At 75.2% G+C, this 15929-nt stretch carries 15 protein-coding genes; 10 read left to right on the top strand and 5 right to left on the bottom strand.

The window, feature by feature from the left end:
- Nucleotides 1-135 precede the first annotated feature (135 nt).
- From AC0CYZ_RS25660 to AC0CYZ_RS25670, 3 genes are all read left to right on the top strand, one after another.
- Nucleotides 136-792, top strand: a complete 657-nt coding sequence (locus tag AC0CYZ_RS25660) for a TetR/AcrR family transcriptional regulator (protein WP_472220608.1) — start codon at nucleotides 136-138, stop codon at nucleotides 790-792.
- A 100-nt stretch (nucleotides 793-892) separates the two neighbouring features.
- Nucleotides 893-1111 (top strand): dodecin, encoded by a 219-nt coding sequence (locus AC0CYZ_RS25665; protein ID WP_472220610.1) that lies wholly within the window; start codon nucleotides 893-895, stop codon nucleotides 1109-1111.
- A 97-nt stretch (nucleotides 1112-1208) separates the two neighbouring features.
- A complete protein-coding gene (locus AC0CYZ_RS25670; RefSeq protein ID WP_472220612.1) occupies nucleotides 1209-2483 on the top strand; it encodes an MFS transporter in 1275 nt (424 codons plus the stop codon).
- On the opposite strand, the gene AC0CYZ_RS25675 is transcribed toward AC0CYZ_RS25670, so the two are convergent.
- A complete protein-coding gene (locus AC0CYZ_RS25675) occupies nucleotides 2476-3984 on the bottom strand; it encodes a glutamate-cysteine ligase family protein (protein WP_472220614.1) in 1509 nt (502 codons plus the stop codon). The two genes, AC0CYZ_RS25670 and AC0CYZ_RS25675, sit on opposite strands and share 8 nt — an antisense overlap.
- A gap of 366 nt (nucleotides 3985-4350) precedes the next feature.
- Nucleotides 4351-4881, bottom strand: coding sequence for a bifunctional nuclease family protein (locus tag AC0CYZ_RS25680; protein WP_472220616.1), 531 nt, complete (start codon nucleotides 4879-4881; stop codon nucleotides 4351-4353).
- A gap of 332 nt (nucleotides 4882-5213) precedes the next feature.
- On the opposite strand from AC0CYZ_RS25680, the gene AC0CYZ_RS25685 reads away from it, so the two are divergent.
- Together AC0CYZ_RS25685 and AC0CYZ_RS25690 are read left to right on the top strand one after the other, a co-directional pair.
- Nucleotides 5214-6068 (top strand): TrmH family RNA methyltransferase, encoded by an 855-nt coding sequence (locus tag AC0CYZ_RS25685; protein WP_472220618.1) that lies wholly within the window; start codon nucleotides 5214-5216, stop codon nucleotides 6066-6068.
- Entirely contained in the window at nucleotides 6065-6739 is a 675-nt protein-coding gene (locus AC0CYZ_RS25690) for a DUF2537 domain-containing protein (RefSeq protein WP_472220620.1), read from the top strand. Before AC0CYZ_RS25685 ends, AC0CYZ_RS25690 begins: the two co-directional genes overlap by 4 nt.
- A 15-nt stretch (nucleotides 6740-6754) precedes the next feature.
- Here AC0CYZ_RS25690 and sepH read toward each other — a convergent pair whose 3' ends face one another.
- The gene (gene sepH, locus AC0CYZ_RS25695) at nucleotides 6755-7834 is read right to left on the bottom strand and encodes a septation protein SepH (protein WP_472220622.1); all 1080 of its coding nucleotides are present in this window, start codon (nucleotides 7832-7834) and stop codon (nucleotides 6755-6757) included.
- 192 nt (nucleotides 7835-8026) lie between these two features.
- A complete protein-coding gene (gene serC, locus AC0CYZ_RS25700; RefSeq protein WP_472220623.1) occupies nucleotides 8027-9172 on the bottom strand; it encodes a phosphoserine transaminase in 1146 nt (381 codons plus the stop codon).
- A 204-nt stretch (nucleotides 9173-9376) separates the two neighbouring features.
- On the opposite strand from serC, the gene pdxH reads away from it, so the two are divergent.
- Both pdxH and AC0CYZ_RS25710 read left to right on the top strand, forming a co-directional pair.
- Nucleotides 9377-10006 (top strand): pyridoxamine 5'-phosphate oxidase, encoded by a 630-nt coding sequence (gene pdxH / locus AC0CYZ_RS25705; RefSeq protein WP_472220635.1) that lies wholly within the window; start codon nucleotides 9377-9379, stop codon nucleotides 10004-10006.
- A gap of 19 nt (nucleotides 10007-10025) precedes the next feature.
- The gene (locus AC0CYZ_RS25710) at nucleotides 10026-11363 is read left to right on the top strand and encodes an MFS transporter (protein WP_472220625.1); all 1338 of its coding nucleotides are present in this window, start codon (nucleotides 10026-10028) and stop codon (nucleotides 11361-11363) included.
- On the opposite strand, the gene AC0CYZ_RS25715 is transcribed toward AC0CYZ_RS25710, so the two are convergent.
- The gene (locus AC0CYZ_RS25715) at nucleotides 11354-11809 is read right to left on the bottom strand and encodes a MarR family winged helix-turn-helix transcriptional regulator (protein ID WP_472220627.1); all 456 of its coding nucleotides are present in this window, start codon (nucleotides 11807-11809) and stop codon (nucleotides 11354-11356) included. The two genes, AC0CYZ_RS25710 and AC0CYZ_RS25715, sit on opposite strands and share 10 nt — an antisense overlap.
- 68 nt (nucleotides 11810-11877) lie before the next feature.
- Here AC0CYZ_RS25715 and AC0CYZ_RS25720 point away from each other — a divergent pair, with 68 nt between their 5' ends.
- The 3 genes from AC0CYZ_RS25720 to AC0CYZ_RS25730 are packed head-to-tail and all read left to right on the top strand — an operon-like array spanning nucleotide 11878 to nucleotide 15549.
- The gene (locus AC0CYZ_RS25720) at nucleotides 11878-13653 is read left to right on the top strand and encodes an ABC transporter ATP-binding protein (RefSeq protein WP_472220629.1); all 1776 of its coding nucleotides are present in this window, start codon (nucleotides 11878-11880) and stop codon (nucleotides 13651-13653) included.
- Between the two features lie 16 nt (nucleotides 13654-13669).
- Nucleotides 13670-14590 (top strand): aldose 1-epimerase family protein, encoded by a 921-nt coding sequence (locus AC0CYZ_RS25725; protein ID WP_472220631.1) that lies wholly within the window; start codon nucleotides 13670-13672, stop codon nucleotides 14588-14590.
- On the top strand, nucleotides 14587-15549 hold the full coding sequence (locus AC0CYZ_RS25730; protein ID WP_472220633.1) for a carbohydrate kinase family protein: 963 nt from the start codon (nucleotides 14587-14589) through the stop codon (nucleotides 15547-15549). Before AC0CYZ_RS25725 ends, AC0CYZ_RS25730 begins: the two co-directional genes overlap by 4 nt.
- Nucleotides 15550-15929 lie beyond the last annotated feature (380 nt).

Below are 15929 nucleotides of genomic sequence, written 5' to 3' on the forward strand. Positions count from 1 at the left end.
CGGCCCCCGGCGCGCTGTCGGGGTCCCGCGCGCCGTCGGGCTCGACGGGGCGCTCGGTGCCGCCGGGCCCCGTGCGGTCGACGGTCGTCATCGGGAGAGCCTATCGGGAAATGTACCCACCGGTACAATGAGGGGGTGGGCAGGGACGAGGAGCGCCGGAGCGGCGTGCCGCCGACGGCCCGCGGGCGCCGGACCCGCCAGCAGATGGTCGAGGCCGCGGCCGGGCTCATGCACGCCCACGGCATCGCGGCCACCGGGGTGGGTGACGTGCTCGCGGCGACGGGCACCGGGAAGTCGCAGCTCTACCACCACTTCGCCGGCAAGCAGGGCCTCGTCCTCGCCGTCATCGACCACCAGCTCGCCCTGGTGCTCGCCGCGCAGCCGCGCCTCGCGCCCGACACCGACGGCGACGTCCGCGCCTGGGCGCTGGACGTCCTCGCCGGCCACCGCGGCGGCGACGGCCCGCTCAGCTGCCCGCTGGGGGTGCTGAGCAGCCAGGTCGACGACGACCCGGTCCTCCGCGCGCACCAGGCCGCCGCCTTCGACCGCTGGCGCGACGCCCTCGCGCACCTGGTCCGCGTCGGGCGGGACCAGGGGACAGTGACCGCGGCCGGGGCGCCCACCGAGCTCGCCGGCGTGCTGCTCGCCGCGCTCCAGGGCGGCCTCATGCTCGCCCGGCTGGCCCGGGACGTGCGCCCGCTCGAGATCGCCCTCGACGCGGCGCTCGCCCGTCTCGGTGTCCACGGCGCCTCCCTGGTGTCCTCACCGGACGCGGCCGCCGAGGTCGTGTGACGACGGTCCGGTGCTCCCGCCCGTGTGAACGTCCGGGAGCCAGCGGGTACCGGTTCGACGGGGCCCGCGGACGCGAGCCCCTCGCACCGAGGAGGCCCGAGTGGCGGACAACATCTACCGGAAGACCGAGATCGTCGGGACGTCCGAGACCAGCGTGGACGACGCGATCCAGGGAGCCATCAAGCGCGCGGCGCAGACGCTGCGCCAGATCGGGTGGTTCGAGGTCTCCGAGATCCGCGGCCACGTCGAGAACGGCGAGATCGCCCACTACCAGGTCACGCTGAAGGTGGGCTTCGCCCTCGAGGACACCAAGCCCTGAGCCGGACGGGTCCGGCGGCGGTGCGCGCGGTCGCGCCGCCGCCACGGCCCACCCCGTCCGTCGATGGTTGGGTAAGCTCAGTACATGTGAGGCACCGGTGACCGCAGGGACGGCGATGTTCGCCTCGCTGCGCAACCGCAACTACCGGCTCTTCGCCTCCGGCCAGGTCGTGTCGCTCGTCGGCACGTGGATGCAGCGGGTGGCGCAGGACTGGCTGGTGCTCAACCTCTCCGGCGGCAGCCCGGTCGCCCTCGGCGTCGCCGCCGCCCTGCAGTTCGGTCCGACGCTGGTGCTCTCGCTCGTCGGCGGCGCGTTCGCCGACCGCTACGACAAGCGGCACCTGCTCATCGCGCTGCAGGTGGGCATGGGCGTCTGCGCGCTCACCCTCGGCGTGCTCGACACCACCGGCACCGCGACGCTGCCGATGGTCTACGTCCTGTGCTTCCTGCTGGGCTGCTTCTCCGCGGTCGACGCCCCGGTGCGCCAGTCGTTCGCCGGCGAGATGGTCGGGCCCGGCGCGCTGCAGAACGCCGTCGCGCTGAACTCGATGACGTTCAACACCGCGCGCATCGTCGGGCCCGCCGTCGCCGGGCTGATGATCGCCGCCGTCGGCACCGGGTGGGTCTTCCTGGTCAACGCTGCGACCTTCGTCGCGGTGGTCACCGGCCTGGCGCTGATGCGCCCCGCCGACATGTTCGCCTATGAGAAGCGCCCGGGGCGGGCGCTCGGCGCGGTGCTCGAGGGGCTGCGCGAGGTCCGGCGCCGCCCCGACCTCATCGTGCTGCTGACCGTCGTCTTCTTCGTCTCCACGGTCGGTATCAACTTCTTCATGACGCTCGCGATCACCGCGCGCAACGTCTTCGGCCGCGGCGCCGAGTCCTACGGACTGCTCACCTCCGCGCTCGCCGTCGGCTGCCTCGCGGGCACCTTCGTCGCGGCGCGCCGGGTCGGGCGCCCGCGGCTGCGCACGGTGCTGCTCGCGGGCCTGTTCTTCGGCGTCGCCGAGCTCTTCACGGGCGTCATGCCCACCTACGCGCTCACCGCGCTCCTGCTGGTCCCGACGGGGCTGGGGCAGCTGGTGTTCACGACGGCGGCCAACGCGGCCGTGCAACTCGGCGTGGACGAGTCCATGCGCGGCCGGGTCATGGGCCTCTACATGCTCGTGCTCCTCGGCGGCACCCCGGTGGGCGGGCCGGTGCTGGGATGGCTCGCGGAGGTCCTCGGGGGCCGCGCGCCGCTGGTGATCGGCGGCGCGGCGACCGTCGCGACCGTCGTGGTCGCGGCCGCCCTGCTGGCCTGGCAGGCCCGCCGGGCCGGCCACGCGGCCCACGCCGGACCGGCCGGGCCCGCCCCCGACGCCCCGGCTACGTGATCGGCTCCTCCATCACCGGCCAGGTGTGCACCGGCAGGTTCGCGCTCATGTGCGCCACGTAGCGCTCCAGCATCCGCCGCATGGCGACCGGGCGCGCGCACCCGTTCTTCTCCAGCGCGGCCACCATCTGCGTCTGCCACGAGGCGCCCGTGCACCCGGTGCGGCAGCGCGCCTCGATGATCGAGAGGTAGCGGTCGGCGACGGAGCGGTCGACGTCCCACGCGGCGAGTCCCTCGCGCGCCAGCGGGAGGAGCCGGTCGAGCACGAGCCGGTCCACGGCCACCGTGCCCTCACCCGGCCAGTAGAGCTGCGCGTCCAGCCCGTGCTGGGCGCCCGCGACGAAGTTGTCGTGCGCGGCCTCGAAGCTCATCGACCGCCACGGCGGGTGCTCGGAGGCGGCGAGCGCGCGGACGAGGCCGTAGAAGAACATCGCGTTCGCGACGGCGTCGATCGCGCTCGGGCCCGCGGGCAGCACCCGGTTCTCCAGCCGCAGGTGCGCGACGCCGTCGGCGACGTCGTAGACCGGCCGGTTCCAGCGCCACACGGTGCCCGAGTGCAGCCGCAGCTCGTGCAGGCCGGGCGCCTGCTCGGCGTCGAGGCAGGCGAGGGGGTCCTCGTCGTCGACCATCGGCAGCAGCGCCGGGAAGTAGCGGACGTTCTCCTCGAACAGGTCGGTGACCGAGGCGGCCCAACGGTCGCCGAACCACACCCGGGGCCGCACCCCCTGGTTGCGCAGCTCGACGGTCCGGACGTCGACCGCCTGCTCGAACAGCGGCACGCGGGTCTCAGCCCAGAGCCTCCTGCCCAGCAGGAACGGCGAGTTCGCGGCGAGCGCGACCTGGACCCCCGCGATGGCCTGGGCGGCGTTCCAGTGGGCCGGGAACGTCTCCGGGGTAAGCTGCAGGTGCAGCTGCAGGGACGTGCAGGCGGCCTCGGGGGCGATCGAGTCGACGTCGAGCACGAGGTGCTCGTCGTCCTCACCGGCGCCGGAGCGTGGGGCGCGGATGTCCAGCCGGAAGGGCTCGCCCCGCGCGTCGACCATCTGCCGGTTGAGCAGGTCGTAGCGGGGGTCGTCGGTGAGCTGGTCGGAGTCGAGGTGCTCGGGGCCGAGGGTGGGCAGGATGCCGATGGTCACGGGGGTGGCCCCGACGACGGCGGCCGAGCGGCGGGCGCCGGTGATCGACGTGACCATGTCGTTCTCGAGCGCGCACGCCGCCGTGCCGGGCAGGGTCCGCGGCGGCAGGTTGATCTCCAGGTTCCAGCGCCCGAGCTCGGTGGTGAGCAGGTCCGAGGCGGACCGGTCGAGCACGGCGTGGTTGAGCATCGCCGGCTCCATGGCGTCGTCGACCAGGACGAGCTCCAGCTCGACCCCGGTCCGCAGCTCGTCCGCCGCGAAGCGGCCCTCGCCCACCATCCGGCGCAGCGCCTCGAGGCAGCGGCGGACCTTCGTGCGGTAGTGGTCGCGGTCGGACAGGTCGGTGCGGGTGACGACCCGTCCCATCAGCGGGGGTTCCCGCCTCCCGAGTGCCGGCGGTGACCGGGAGGACTCCCCACCAGGACGCCGCTGCGGGGCGGGGTAGCCGAGGGATCGGCGGGAACGGGCACCGAGCTGGTCGGTACGGCGGTCGGCCCCATCAGTGCCCGGCTCCCTCTCTCGGCCCGCACCTCCGCCGGCGAACCGGTGGCGGGCGGGGACCTGTCCTGTTCCCCCGACGACGCGATTCACGGTGACACAGCCGTGTGTCACACACCAGGGGACGGAACCGTTCGCCTCGTCATAGCGTCCGTTCAGCGGAGCTTGTCGCGACCAGGGCGCCGCTGGGCGCATGTGCAGACGCAGTGGTCGCACCCGAGGGAGGCAGTTGGCCTAGGCGCCGCGCCCGAAGTCCTCCGGGGAGACGTTGTCGAGGAACGCCCGGAACCGGTCGACCTCCTCCTCGTCGGGCACCGGGGAGGAGCCCTCCTCGCCGGACTCGTCGTCGTCGACGAGCACCCCGGCCTCGACGAGCACGGCCTCGGTCGCGTGGATCGGCACGTCGACGTGCAGGGCGATCGCGATCGAGTCGCTGGGGCGCGCGGACACCCGCAGGCCCCGGTCGAAGACGAGGTCCGCGTAGAACGTGCCGCCCCGCACCTCGGTGATCTCGATCCGCTCCAGCGTGCGCCCGAGGGCGGACACCACGTCCGCGATGAGCACGTGGGTCAGCGGCCGCTCGGGCAGCCGGCCCTGCTGCTCGAGGGCGATCGCCTCCGCCTCGGCCAGGCCGATCCAGATCTGCAGGCAGCGCTTGCCCTGGGTCTCCTGCAGGAGCACCACGGGGTGCCGGTTCGTCTCCGACGCCGACTGCTGTGCCGCGTCGTCGACGGCCAGTACGCCGACCACCCGCATCTCGCTCACGTCTCGCCTCCCGTGCACCGCGGCCGGACCGCCCGTCTGGGTCGGGTTCCGCTTCGCTCGTCCCGTCCGGGCGGTTCGAGCGCTCCCACGCGGCGTCGCTCCCCGGTCGGTCGAGCTCCGCTGCGCTTCGTCTCCGTGGTCCGCCCCCCATCCTGGCAGCCACTGCCCGTGCCGTCAGGGCCCAGCGGGGCCGGGTCCGATCACGGGCGCGGGGAACGCCGCGCCCACGGCGTCCGTGCGCTGGGCATGCCCCCCGGACGGCCTCGGCACACCCCGGGTCCGCAGCCGGGCGTGTGCGGTGTCGCCGGAGCGGCGGGACCGGGTCTGGAACGATGCGGACCGTGGTGCGGATCGTCGAGCTGGCCGGGCCGGGGGTGGTCGACGGCACGGGGGCCGACGACGCGGGTGCGGACGCCGCGCGGCTCGACGACTTCCGCGACCTCTCCCGCGCCGACCGGCGCCCCGACCGGCCCGGCGGGCGCGGGCTCGTCCTCGCCGAGGGCACCGTCGTGGTGCGGCGCCTGCTCGACTCGCCCTACCCGCCGCGCGCCCTGCTCGGTGTCCCGCGCCGGATCGGGGAGCTCTCCCCGGAGCTCGCGGACCTCGACGTCCCCGCCTTCGTCGCCGACGCCCCGACCATGGCCGCCGTCGTCGGCTTCCACCTCAACCGCGGGGTGCTCGCCAGCGCCGACCGGGCGCCGGCGCCCCGGCTGGACGACCTCCTCGCCCGGGCCCGCCGGGTGGCCGTGCTCGAGGGCGTGAACGACCACGAGAACCTGGGGGCGCTCTTCCGCAACGCCGCGGCGCTCGGCGTCGACGCGGTCCTGCTCGCGCCCGGCTGCGCCGACCCGCTCTACCGGCGCAGCGTGCGGGTGTCGATGGGCCACGTGCTGCGGGTGCCGTTCCTCGGCGGGTCGTGGCCCGAGCTCCTCGCGGCGCTGCGGGCCGCGGGGTTCGTGCTGGCGGCGCTCACCCCGTCCGGGGACGGGCCCCCCGCCGCGCTGGCCGGCGAGGACCGGGTCGCGCTGCTGCTCGGGGCCGAGGGGCCCGGGCTCACCGACGAGGCCCTCGCGCTCGCCGACCACCGGGTCCGCATCCCGATGGCGTCCGGGGTCGACTCGCTCAACGTCGCCACCGCCGCCGCGGTGGCCTTCCACGTCGTCGGACCCGCGACGGGCCCCGCGTGACGGTCCTGGAGGTCGCGGCGGTGGGAGGCCGGGCCCTGGTCGGCGGTCACCCGCTGGGGGACGACGACGGGGCCGACGCCGGCTGGGGTGCCTACGCCCCGGGGACCGACCTCCCGGCCGAGCTCGTCGAGCTGCTCGTCGAGTGGGGCCGCGCCGCGGACGACGTCGCGCGCTCCGGCGCCGCCCCCCGCGCCACGGACGCGGTCCGGGTGAGCCGGACCGGGCGCCACCTCGCCGCCCGCGTCTCGGTGGCCCTGGGGCACTCGGTGGACTACTGCGACCCCGTCACCGGCGTCCGCGTGCCGCTGCGCGCGGTGCGGGCGGTGACGCGGGTGCCGGAGGTCCCGCTGCCCCGGCGCCGACGCCGCGGGCGGGCGCGGGTGTCCACGGTCTTCGACGAGCCGACGCCGTGGGGGACCGGTCTCACGCTGGCGGCGCTCGTCGGGGGTCTCGTGCTGCTGACCAACCTGATCCTGGCGCTGCCGATGGTGGCCGGGCTGGGGTTCGTCGGGCTGCTGATCGACCTCGTGGTCGTCGCCGGGCTGGTGCCCGCGCTCTGGCTCAACCGCCGGGTACCGATGTGGCGGTGGGCGGTCTGGGGGGCCTTCGCCGGGATGGGCGTGGCGGTGCTGCCGTTGCTGGTCGTGGCCGTGCGGGGGCCGGCCGGCTGAGGGGCCGGCCCGCGGTCAGGAGCGCGGCGAGCGCACGCCGAGCAGGACGTCCTCCCACGACGGGACGATCGGGTGCGTGCGTCCGCGCCCGCGGCCGCGTGTCCGCTCGGGGTCGTCCCCGCCGCCGTCGTCGCGCCCGGGACCGGGCTGGTCGCGCTGGTCGGCCCCGCGCTGGTCGGGGACCTTGCGCGATCCCCGTCCGGACCGCGCGGGTGCCGTGCCGCCCGCCGTGCCGGCCCCGGGGGCCGTCGGCGCGGGCGCACGGGGAGCGGACGGCTTCGCGGCGGCGGTCTTCGCAGTGGGGGTCTTGGGCCCGGCCACCGGGGGCGTGGGCCCGGACGCCCGCCCGCCGCGGGGACGCGCCGTGCCGCCGCCGACGGCGAGGGCGCCCTGGCCGAGGTCCTCGTCCTCCTCGTCCCGGCCCTGCTCGTCCGGCACCGCGCCGGCGTCGTCGACCTGCTCGCCGCGTCCGGTCCGCGCGGCCGAGCCGTCGGCCCGCCGGGGGCCGGGAGCGGGCTCGAGGCCCAGCAGCTCGCGGGCCGGGTCGTCGCGCGGCACGACGGCGCCGCCCGAGGCACCCGGCGTGAAGGTCCACTGCGCGAGGTGCTCGGAGTGGCCGGTGCGCCAGGACAGCGACACGATCCAGCCGCCGTCGTCGCCCTTCCAGGCGTCCCAGGACCCGTCGCCGAGGTCCTGGCCGCGTCCGGAGAAGGTCGCCGTCAGGATCTCGAGCAGGCTCCGCGGGTCCGGCGCGCCGGCCGCGCCCACCGGGTGCCCACGGCCGGCCATCTCGGCCACGCGGGACCGCACGAGCCGCACCGGGTACGCGAACCGCTCGACGTGCGCCGCCGGGCCGCCGGCGCCCGCGGCGACGTCGGCGACCGACTCGCCGCCACGGATCCGCGCCTGGATGTCGCGCGGGCGCAGCGGGCTCGTCGTCTCGATCTCCATCTGGCCCAGCCGCCGGACGTCACCCCGGGCGGCGGCGCGCAGCCGTTCGTCGGAGGGCACGACGAAGCGCTCGTGCCGGATCGGGTCCTCGAGGACCACCGTCGCGGTGTCCTCGCCCAGGCCCACCACCCGGAGCTCTCGCATGGTCGGCCTCCCCGTAGCCCGCTGCTCGGCGGTGCGCCCGAGGTGGTGGCACCGCTTCGCACGACGACGCTAGGCGAGCACCCACCCCGTCCGAGGGAGGCGCGCCGGGTGTCCGAGGACACCACGGAGCCGCTCCCGACGGCGGGGTCGGCGCGGCGGACACGGGGCGTCACCGCAGGCGACGCGGTGCGTTCACGAGCCGAGGGCGCCCACGACGTGCTCGATGCACTCGGTCAGCTTCGTGACGTCGTCCGGGTCGACGGCCGGGAACATCCCGACGCGCAGCTGGTTGCGGCCGAGCTTGCGGTAGGGCTCCGTGTCCACGACGCCGTGCGCGCGCAACACCGTCGCGACCGCGGCGGCGTCCACCTCGTCGGAGAAGTCGATCGTGCCGACGACCTGCGAGCGGTGGGCCGGCTCGGCCACGAACGGCGTCGTGTACGGCGTCTTCTCCGCCCACGTGTAGAGCCGGTCGGAGGAGTCCTTCGTCCGGGCCGTCGTCCAGGACATGCCGCCCTGGGCGTTCATCCACTCGATCTGGTCGGCCAGCATGATCAGCGTCGCGACGGCGGGGGTGTTGTAGGTCTGGTCCTTGCGCGAGTTGTCGATCGCGGTCGGCAGCGAGAGGAACTCGGGGAACCACCGGTCGTCCATCGCGGCGACCTCGTCGACCCGCGCGAGCGCCGCCGGCGACATCAGCGCGATCCACAGCCCGCCGTCGGAGGCGAAGTTCTTCTGCGGGGCGAAGTAGTAGACGTCGCACTGCGAGACGTCGACGGGCAGGCCGCCGGCGCCCGACGTCGCGTCGATCGCCACGAGCTTGCCGTCGCTGCCCTCGGGGCGCGCGACCGGCACGGCCACCCCGGTCGAGGTCTCGTTGTGGGCCCACCCGATGAGGTCGACCGACTCGTCGGAGCGCGGCTCGGGCGCGGTGCCGGGGTCGCTGGACACGACGACCGGATCGGCCAGGAACGGCGCGCCCTTCGCGACCGAGGCGAACTTCGAGGAGAACTCGCCGTAGGTCAGGTGCAGCGAGCGCTCCCGGATCAGCCCCACGGCCGCGGCGTCCCAGAACGCGGTGGTGCCGCCGTTGCCGAGCACGACCTCGTAGCCCTCGGGCAGCGAGAAGAGGTCCGACAGGCCGGCCCGCACGCGGCCGACCAGCGAGCGCACCGGCTTCTGGCGGTGCGAGGTGCCCATGACGTCGGCGGCGTCGGCGATCGCGCGGAGCTGTTCGGGCCGGACCTTGGAGGGCCCGCACCCGAAGCGTCCGTCGGCGGGCAGGAGCTCGGCCGGAATCTGCACTGACTCAGGGGTGGTCGTCGTCACGGGGACCATCCTCGCAAGGCCCGCGCTCCGCTGCTGTCGCCCACGTCACCCCCGGACGGTCGGAGCGGGCCCGTGGGATCGGTCACGGGGTGTCCGATCCCCCGGGGCGGTACCTACGGTGGCCGGACGCGCCGGTGGCGGCGCGGGGGTCGAGGGGAGCAGCGGGTGGACTCAGCGACGGTGCCGGGGAGCGCCCCCGACGACCTGTCGGGGATGCGCGTCGACTACTCCTCGGGTGCGCTCGACGCCGCCGACCTGGCCGCCACGTGGCACGAGCAGCTCCGGGCGTGGCTGCACGAGGCCCGGGTCGCCGAGCTGGCCGACCCGAACGCGATGGTCCTCGCGACCTCCGACGACGAGCACCGGGTCACCACCCGGACCGTGCTCGCGAAGGACGTCGACGAGCGCGGCGTCACCTTCTACACCAACTACACCTCCGAGAAGTCCCACCAGCTGCGCCAGACACGGCAGGCGTCGGCGACCTTCCCCTGGTACGCGCTGCAGCGGCAGGCGACGGTGATCGGTCCCGTGGAGCTGCTGGGCAAGGAGGAGACCGCCGAGTACTGGCGCGGCCGGCCCCGGACCTCGCAGCTCGGAGCGTGGGCCTCCCCGCAGTCGGCGACCGTGCGCGACCGGCAGGCCCTCGACGACCTGTTCGCCACCGTCGAGGCGCGCTTCGCCGACGAGACGGAGATCCCGCCGCCGCCGCACTGGGGCGGCTGGCGGCTGCGCCCCACCCACGTCGAGTTCTGGCAGGGCCGGACCTCGCGCCTGCACGACCGGTTGCGCTTCCGGTTCGACGACCGCACCGGCGGCTGGGTGGTCGAGCGCGTGGCCCCGTAGCGGCGCTTAGGATCGTTCGGTGAGCGAACGACCACGACGCGGCGTGCGGAGCGGCGGGGGACGGACCCGACGCGGCCTGTTCGCCGACACCACCCCGCTGCGGACGCCCGCCTTCCGCCGGCTGTGGACGGCGGGCGTGGTGACCGTGGTCGGGGCGCAGCTCACCGTCGTCGCGGTCCCGTTCCAGCTCTACGAGCTCACCGGGTCGTCGGCGTGGGTCGGCCTGACCGGTCTGTTCGGGCTGGTCCCGCTGGTGGTCTTCGGGCTCTGGGGCGGGGCGATCGCCGACGTGGTCGACCGGCGGATGCTGCTCGTGGTCTCGGGGGTCGGTATCGCCGTGACCTCGGCGCTTCTCGGGATCACGGCGGTGACCCACATCGGCGGGCCCTGGACGGTCCTGGCGATCTTCGCGGTGCAGACCGCCTGCCTCGCGGTGAACCAGCCCACCCGCTCCGCGGTGCTGCCGCGCATCCTGCCGCTGGACCAGCTGCCGGCGGCGAACACGCTGTGGTTCACGGTGCAGCAGCTCGGCGCGTTCGCCGGTCCGTTGGTGGGCGGGGTCGCGCTGGCGTTCATCGACGTGGGGGTCCTCTACTTCGTCGACACGATCTGCCTGTTCGCCTCGATCTGGGCGGCGTACCGGCTGCCGCGGCTCCCGGTGTCCGAGGACGCCGAGGGCGGGGTCCGCGGGGTGCTGCACGCGATCCGGCGCAGCGCCGGCATCCGATCGGTGGTCGACGGCTTCCGCTACGCCGCGATGTCGAAGGTGCTGCTGGTGAGCTTCCTCGCCGACCTCGTGGCGATGGGCTTCGGCATGCCGCGCGCGGTGTTCCCGCAGGCCGCGGTCGAGGTCTACGGCGGTGGCCCGGCCTACGGTCTGCTGTCCGCGGCGATCGCGGGGGGCGCGGCGCTGGGCGGCCTGCTCTCGGGCCGGCTCCACGGCATCGCGCGCCAGGGCGTGGCCGTGACGGTCGCGGTGTGCCTCTGGGGTGTCGGGGTGGCGCTCTCCGGGCTGACGTCGATCCTCTGGCTGGCGGTCCTCCTGCTCGCCGCGGCCGGCGCTGCGGACCTGGTCAGCTCGGTGTTCCGCTCGACGATGCTGCAGACCGTCGCCACCGACGAGATGCGGGGCCGGATGCAGGGCGTGTTCGTCGTGGTGGTCGCGGGTGGCCCGCGCGTGGCCGACCTGTGGCACGGCTGGGCGGCGGACGCCGTCGGGACCGGCGCGGCGACGACGATCGGCGGCGTGGCGGTCGTCGTCGGGATGATCGCCGTGGTGCTCGCCTTCCCGGCCTTCTGGCGCTACCGGGCCCCGACGGCGGGTGCGCCGGAGGACGCGGCGGTCGGTCAGTCCTGACCCGGTTCCGCGCGAGGGTGCCCCGCCCATCCGGTGAGCAGCTGCCGCAGCAGGCGCTCGAGCTCGGCACGGTCGTCGTCGGGGAGGCCGGCGAAGGCACGGTCGGACTCCGCGGCACGCGCCTTCCGCACCGCGGCGGCGAGCTCCCGGCCCGCGTCGGTCACGACGACGAGGGTGGCGCGGCGGTCGTCGGGATCGGTCTCGCGCCGGACGAGGCCGCGCTCCTCGAGGGCGTCGACGACCTCGGTGGCGGAGCGGGGCGCGATCCCGAGGTGCTTCGCGAGCGCCCCGGGGCGGGCGGCGCCGTGGCGCATCAGGGTGCCGAGGGCGCGCAGCTGGGAGGGGGTGACGTCCCAGGGCGCGAGCGTCTCCCGGGAGGTGTGGCGCAGCTGCCGGGCGACGGCCCAGAACAGGTCGCTCACCGACCCCGGTTCGTCGTGCTCCACGGGGAACACCCTAGCGCGAAGCCGTGTTGTAGCCTCATCATGAGGTTACCTCACTAAGGAGACGCCCCTTGCCCCGTCCACTCGAGATCTCCCGCGAACAGCGGCAGCGCGACCGCGAGCAGGCCCGTCAGGTCTCGCTGCGCCGGATCGCGCGGCTGTTCGCCCCCCACCGCCACTCGCTCGTCGTCGTGATCGCCGTGATCGTGGTGTCGTCCGTCGTCGGGCTGGCCTCCCCGTTCCTGCTGCGCGAGGTCATCGACGTCGCGCTGCCGCAGCGCGACGTGCGCCTGCTGCTCTGGCTCGTTGTCGGGATGGTCGCCGTCGCCGCCCTCACCGCCGCGCTCGGCGTGGTCCAGACCTGGATCTCCACGCGCGTCGGCCAGCAGGTGATGCACCAGCTGCGCACCGACGTGTTCGCCCACCTCCAGCGCCTCTCGCTGGGGTTCTTCACCCGCACCCGCACCGGCGAGGTGCAGTCCCGGATCACCAACGACATCGGCGGCATGCAGTCGGTGGTCACCTCCACGGCCACCTCCATCGCCGCGAACCTCACCACCGTGATCGCCTCGGCCGTCGCGATGGTCGCCCTGTCCTGGCAGCTCTCGCTCGTGACGCTGCTCGTGCTGCCCCCGGCGGTGCTGCTCTCGCGGCGCGTCGCCCGGCTGCGGCGCACGATCACCGCGGCGCGGCAGCGCGAGCTCGCCGACCTCAACGTCACCGTCGAGGAGGGCCTGTCGATCGACGGCGTCCGCCTCTCGCGCACGCTCGGCACCGGGGACGCGCTGGTCGAGCGGTTCACCGACTCGTCGCTGCGCCTGACCGACCTGGAGCTGCGCTCGCAGCTCGCCGGCCGCTGGGTCATGGCGACGATGTCGATCGTGTTCGCCGCCATCCCGGCGCTGATCTACCTGGGTGCGGGTCTGCCGTGGACCGCCGGCGCCCTGTCGATCGGGACCCTGGTCGCGTTCACGACGCTGCAGGCCGGCGTGTTCCGGCCGCTGTCGTCGCTGCTCGACGTCGGGGTGTCGGTCTCGGCCTCGCTCGCGCTGTTCGCCCGGATCTTCGAGTACCAGGACACCGTGATCGAGGTCAGCGACCCCGAGCACCCCGTGGACCTGCCGGCGCCGCGCGGCGACCTGCGGCTCGAGCACGTCACGTTCACCTACCCGGGCGCCGACCGGGCGGCACTCGACGACGTCTCGCTCGAGATCCCGGCCGGCACCACCCTCGCGCTGGTGGGGGAGACCGGCAGCGGCAAGTCGACGCTCGGGTCCCTCGTCGCGCGGCTGCACGACCCCGACGCCGGGCGGATCACCGTCGACGGCGTCGACCTGCGCGACCTGCGGCTCGACGACCTCGCGGCCATCGTCGGCGTGGTCAGCCAGGAGACCTACCTGCTGCACGCCACCGTGCGGGAGAACCTGCGGTACGCGAAGCCGGACGCCTCCGACGCCGAGATCGAGGCGGCCACCCGCGGGGCGCAGATCCACGAGATGATCTCGGGACTGCCGGAGGGGTACGACACCGTCGTGGGCCCCCGCGGCCACCGCTTCTCCGGGGGCGAGCGCCAGCGCCTGGCGATCGCGCGGACGCTGCTGCGCAACCCGCGGGTCCTGGTGCTCGACGAGGCCACGTCCGCGCTCGACACCGCCACCGAGCGGGCCGTCCAGCTCGCCTTCGACGAGCTCGCGGCGGGCCGGACGACCCTGACGATCGCGCACCGCCTCTCCACGGTCCGCGAGGCCGACCGCATCGCGGTGCTCGACCACGGCCGCATCGTGGAGTCCGGCACCCACGACGAGCTGGTGTCCTCGGACGGGCGGTACGCGGCGCTGGCCGCGTAGCAGCTACGGTCCGCCCATGGCGCCCACCGGGCAGCAGTACGAGATCCGCTCGGGCGACGCGCACGCCGTCGTGACCGCGGTCGGGGCCGGTCTGCGCGCGTTCGTCGTCCGCGACACCCACCACGTCGAGACCTACGACGAGGACGCGTCCCCGCCCATGGGCGCGGGGTGCGTGCTGCTGCCCTGGCCGAACCGCACGGCGGGTGCGCGCTTCACCTGGCGGGGCGCGACCCACGAGCTCGAGGTGACCGAGCCGGCCCGCGGCCACGCGATCCACGGCCTCGTCCGGCACCGGTCGTGGACCGTCGTCAGCCACGACGACGCCGCGATCACCCTGGCCGTCGACGTGCCGGGCGGCGACGACCCCGAGGCGCACGGCTGGCCGCAGCCGCTGCACGTCGAGACCACGTACGGCGTCGACGGGACCCGCGGCGCGCTCACCGTGGCGCACTCGGTGACGAACACCGGCGACGGCGACGTGCCGGCCGGGATCGGCACCCATCCCTACCTGCGCGCCGGTGACCACCCCTCGGACGACTGCACGCTCGTCGTGGCCACCGCCACCGTCCTCGAGGTCGACGACGCCCTGGTCCCCACCGGCCCCGCCCGCGAGGTGACGGATGCCGAGTCGCTGCGCGGGGGCCGACCGGTGGCCGAGCTCGACCTCGACACCTGCTTCGGGGCCAGCGGCGGGGTCGCCGGCGTCCTCGCGGAGCTGCGCGCCCCCGACGGCACCGGCACGCGTCTGTGGGGCGACCGCAACGTGACCTGGGTCCAGGCCTTCACCCCGGACAGCCCGTTCGGGCGGCCGGGCAAGGCGGTGGCCGTCGAGCCGATGACCTGCCCGCCCGACGCGCTCAACTCCGGCACCGACCTCGTGGTCCTCGCCCCGGGCGCGACGTGGACGGTGCGGTGGGGTCTGGAGGCGCTCCCGTGAGCACGGGCGACGACGCGCAGCACAGCTCGACCCGTCCAGGCCGCCGCATCGTCGTCGGCGGCGAGGCGCTCGTCGACCTCGTGCCCCTCGAGCAGCGTCCGCTCGCCCCGCTGGCGCCGCGCCTGGGTGGCGGTCCGTACAACGTCGCGATCGGGCTGGGACGCCTGGGCACGCCGGCGACGATGCTCACGCGCCTGTCCACGGACGCCTTCGGCGACGCGCTGCTCGAGCGGTTGCGGGAGTCCGACGTCGACGACGCGCTGGTGCAGCGGGGCGAGGAGCCCACCACGCTCGCCGTCGTCACCCTCTCCGAGACCGGCGCGGCCCGCTACTCCTTCCACGTCGCGGGCGCCGCGGACCGGCTCGTGGCCGACCCCGGGGAGCTGCCCGCGGATACCGCCGCCCTCGCCGTCGGGACGCTGTCGCTGATCCTCGAGCCGGGCGCGTCGGTCTACGCCGACCTCGCCCGGCGCGCGGCCGGGCGCGGGGTGTTCGTCAGCCTCGACCCCAACATCCGCGCCGCCCTCGTCACCGACCCCGACGCGCTGCGCGCTCGCCTCGACGCGATCGCCGCCCACGCCGGGCTGGTCAAGCTCTCCGACGAGGACGCGCGCTGGTGGGGCCGCTCCCCGGACGACCTGCTCGCGGCGGGCGCCGGCGCGGTCGTCGTGACCCGGGGCGCCGAGGGACTCCTCGCGCACACCCGCGACGGCGAGGTGGCGATCGCCGCGGACACCTCGCGGCCCGTCGTCGACACCATCGGCGCGGGCGACTCCGTGCACTCCGCGCTGCTGGGCCACCTCCACGCCCACGGCCTGCTCGACCGGGACCGCCTCGCCGCCCTCGACGACGACGGCTGGCGCGCCGCGCTTCGCTTCGCGGCGCGGGTGGCGAGCTGGACCTGTTCGCGGGCGGGGGCCGAACCGCCGACGCGCGCGGAGCTCGACGGCGAGGGGTGAGTACGCGTCGCCAATCGTGACGGGTGCCACTCCGGGTGGTGCCGCTTCCCGTGATGCGGTGATCGCGCGCCGGGCGCTACGGTTCGCGCAGCGTACGACGCCCCACACCCGCGGGAGTTCGCCTCGGGGGGACGCCGCTCCCGCATCCCGGGGTGGACCGACCGTCCCGCCGGGACCGGTCGGGCGGTCCCCGGCTTCGAGTCCCTCCCGCACGAGACGCGTGAAGAGGGATGCACGAGATGGCCGACGACGGCGAGAAGCGCACCGCCACCCTGACCTACCCGGGTGGGGAGCACACGATGGAGATCGTCGAGGCCACCGAGGGGGCCTCCGGTGTCCAGCTCGGCAAGATGCTCGGCGAGACCGGCCTGATCACGCTC

The sequence above is a fragment of the Actinomycetospora sp. genome (assembly GCF_055612215.1).

What these genes read in the sequence shown, in the direction of transcription:
- AC0CYZ_RS25685 (WP_472220618.1), top strand. Translation starts at nt 5,214, where the DNA reads ATGCGGACCGTGGTGCGGATCGTCGAGCTGGCCGGGCCGGGGGTGGTC.
- sepH (WP_472220622.1), bottom strand. Translation starts at nt 7,834, where the DNA reads ATGCGAGAGCTCCGGGTGGTGGGCCTGGGCGAGGACACCGCGACGGTG.
- AC0CYZ_RS25725 (WP_472220631.1), top strand. Translation starts at nt 13,670, where the DNA reads ATGGCGCCCACCGGGCAGCAGTACGAGATCCGCTCGGGCGACGCGCAC.
- serC (WP_472220623.1), bottom strand. Translation starts at nt 9,172, where the DNA reads ATGGTCCCCGTGACGACGACCACCCCTGAGTCAGTGCAGATTCCGGCC.
- pdxH (WP_472220635.1), top strand. Translation starts at nt 9,377, where the DNA reads ATGCGCGTCGACTACTCCTCGGGTGCGCTCGACGCCGCCGACCTGGCC.
- AC0CYZ_RS25675 (WP_472220614.1), bottom strand. Translation starts at nt 3,984, where the DNA reads ATGGGACGGGTCGTCACCCGCACCGACCTGTCCGACCGCGACCACTAC.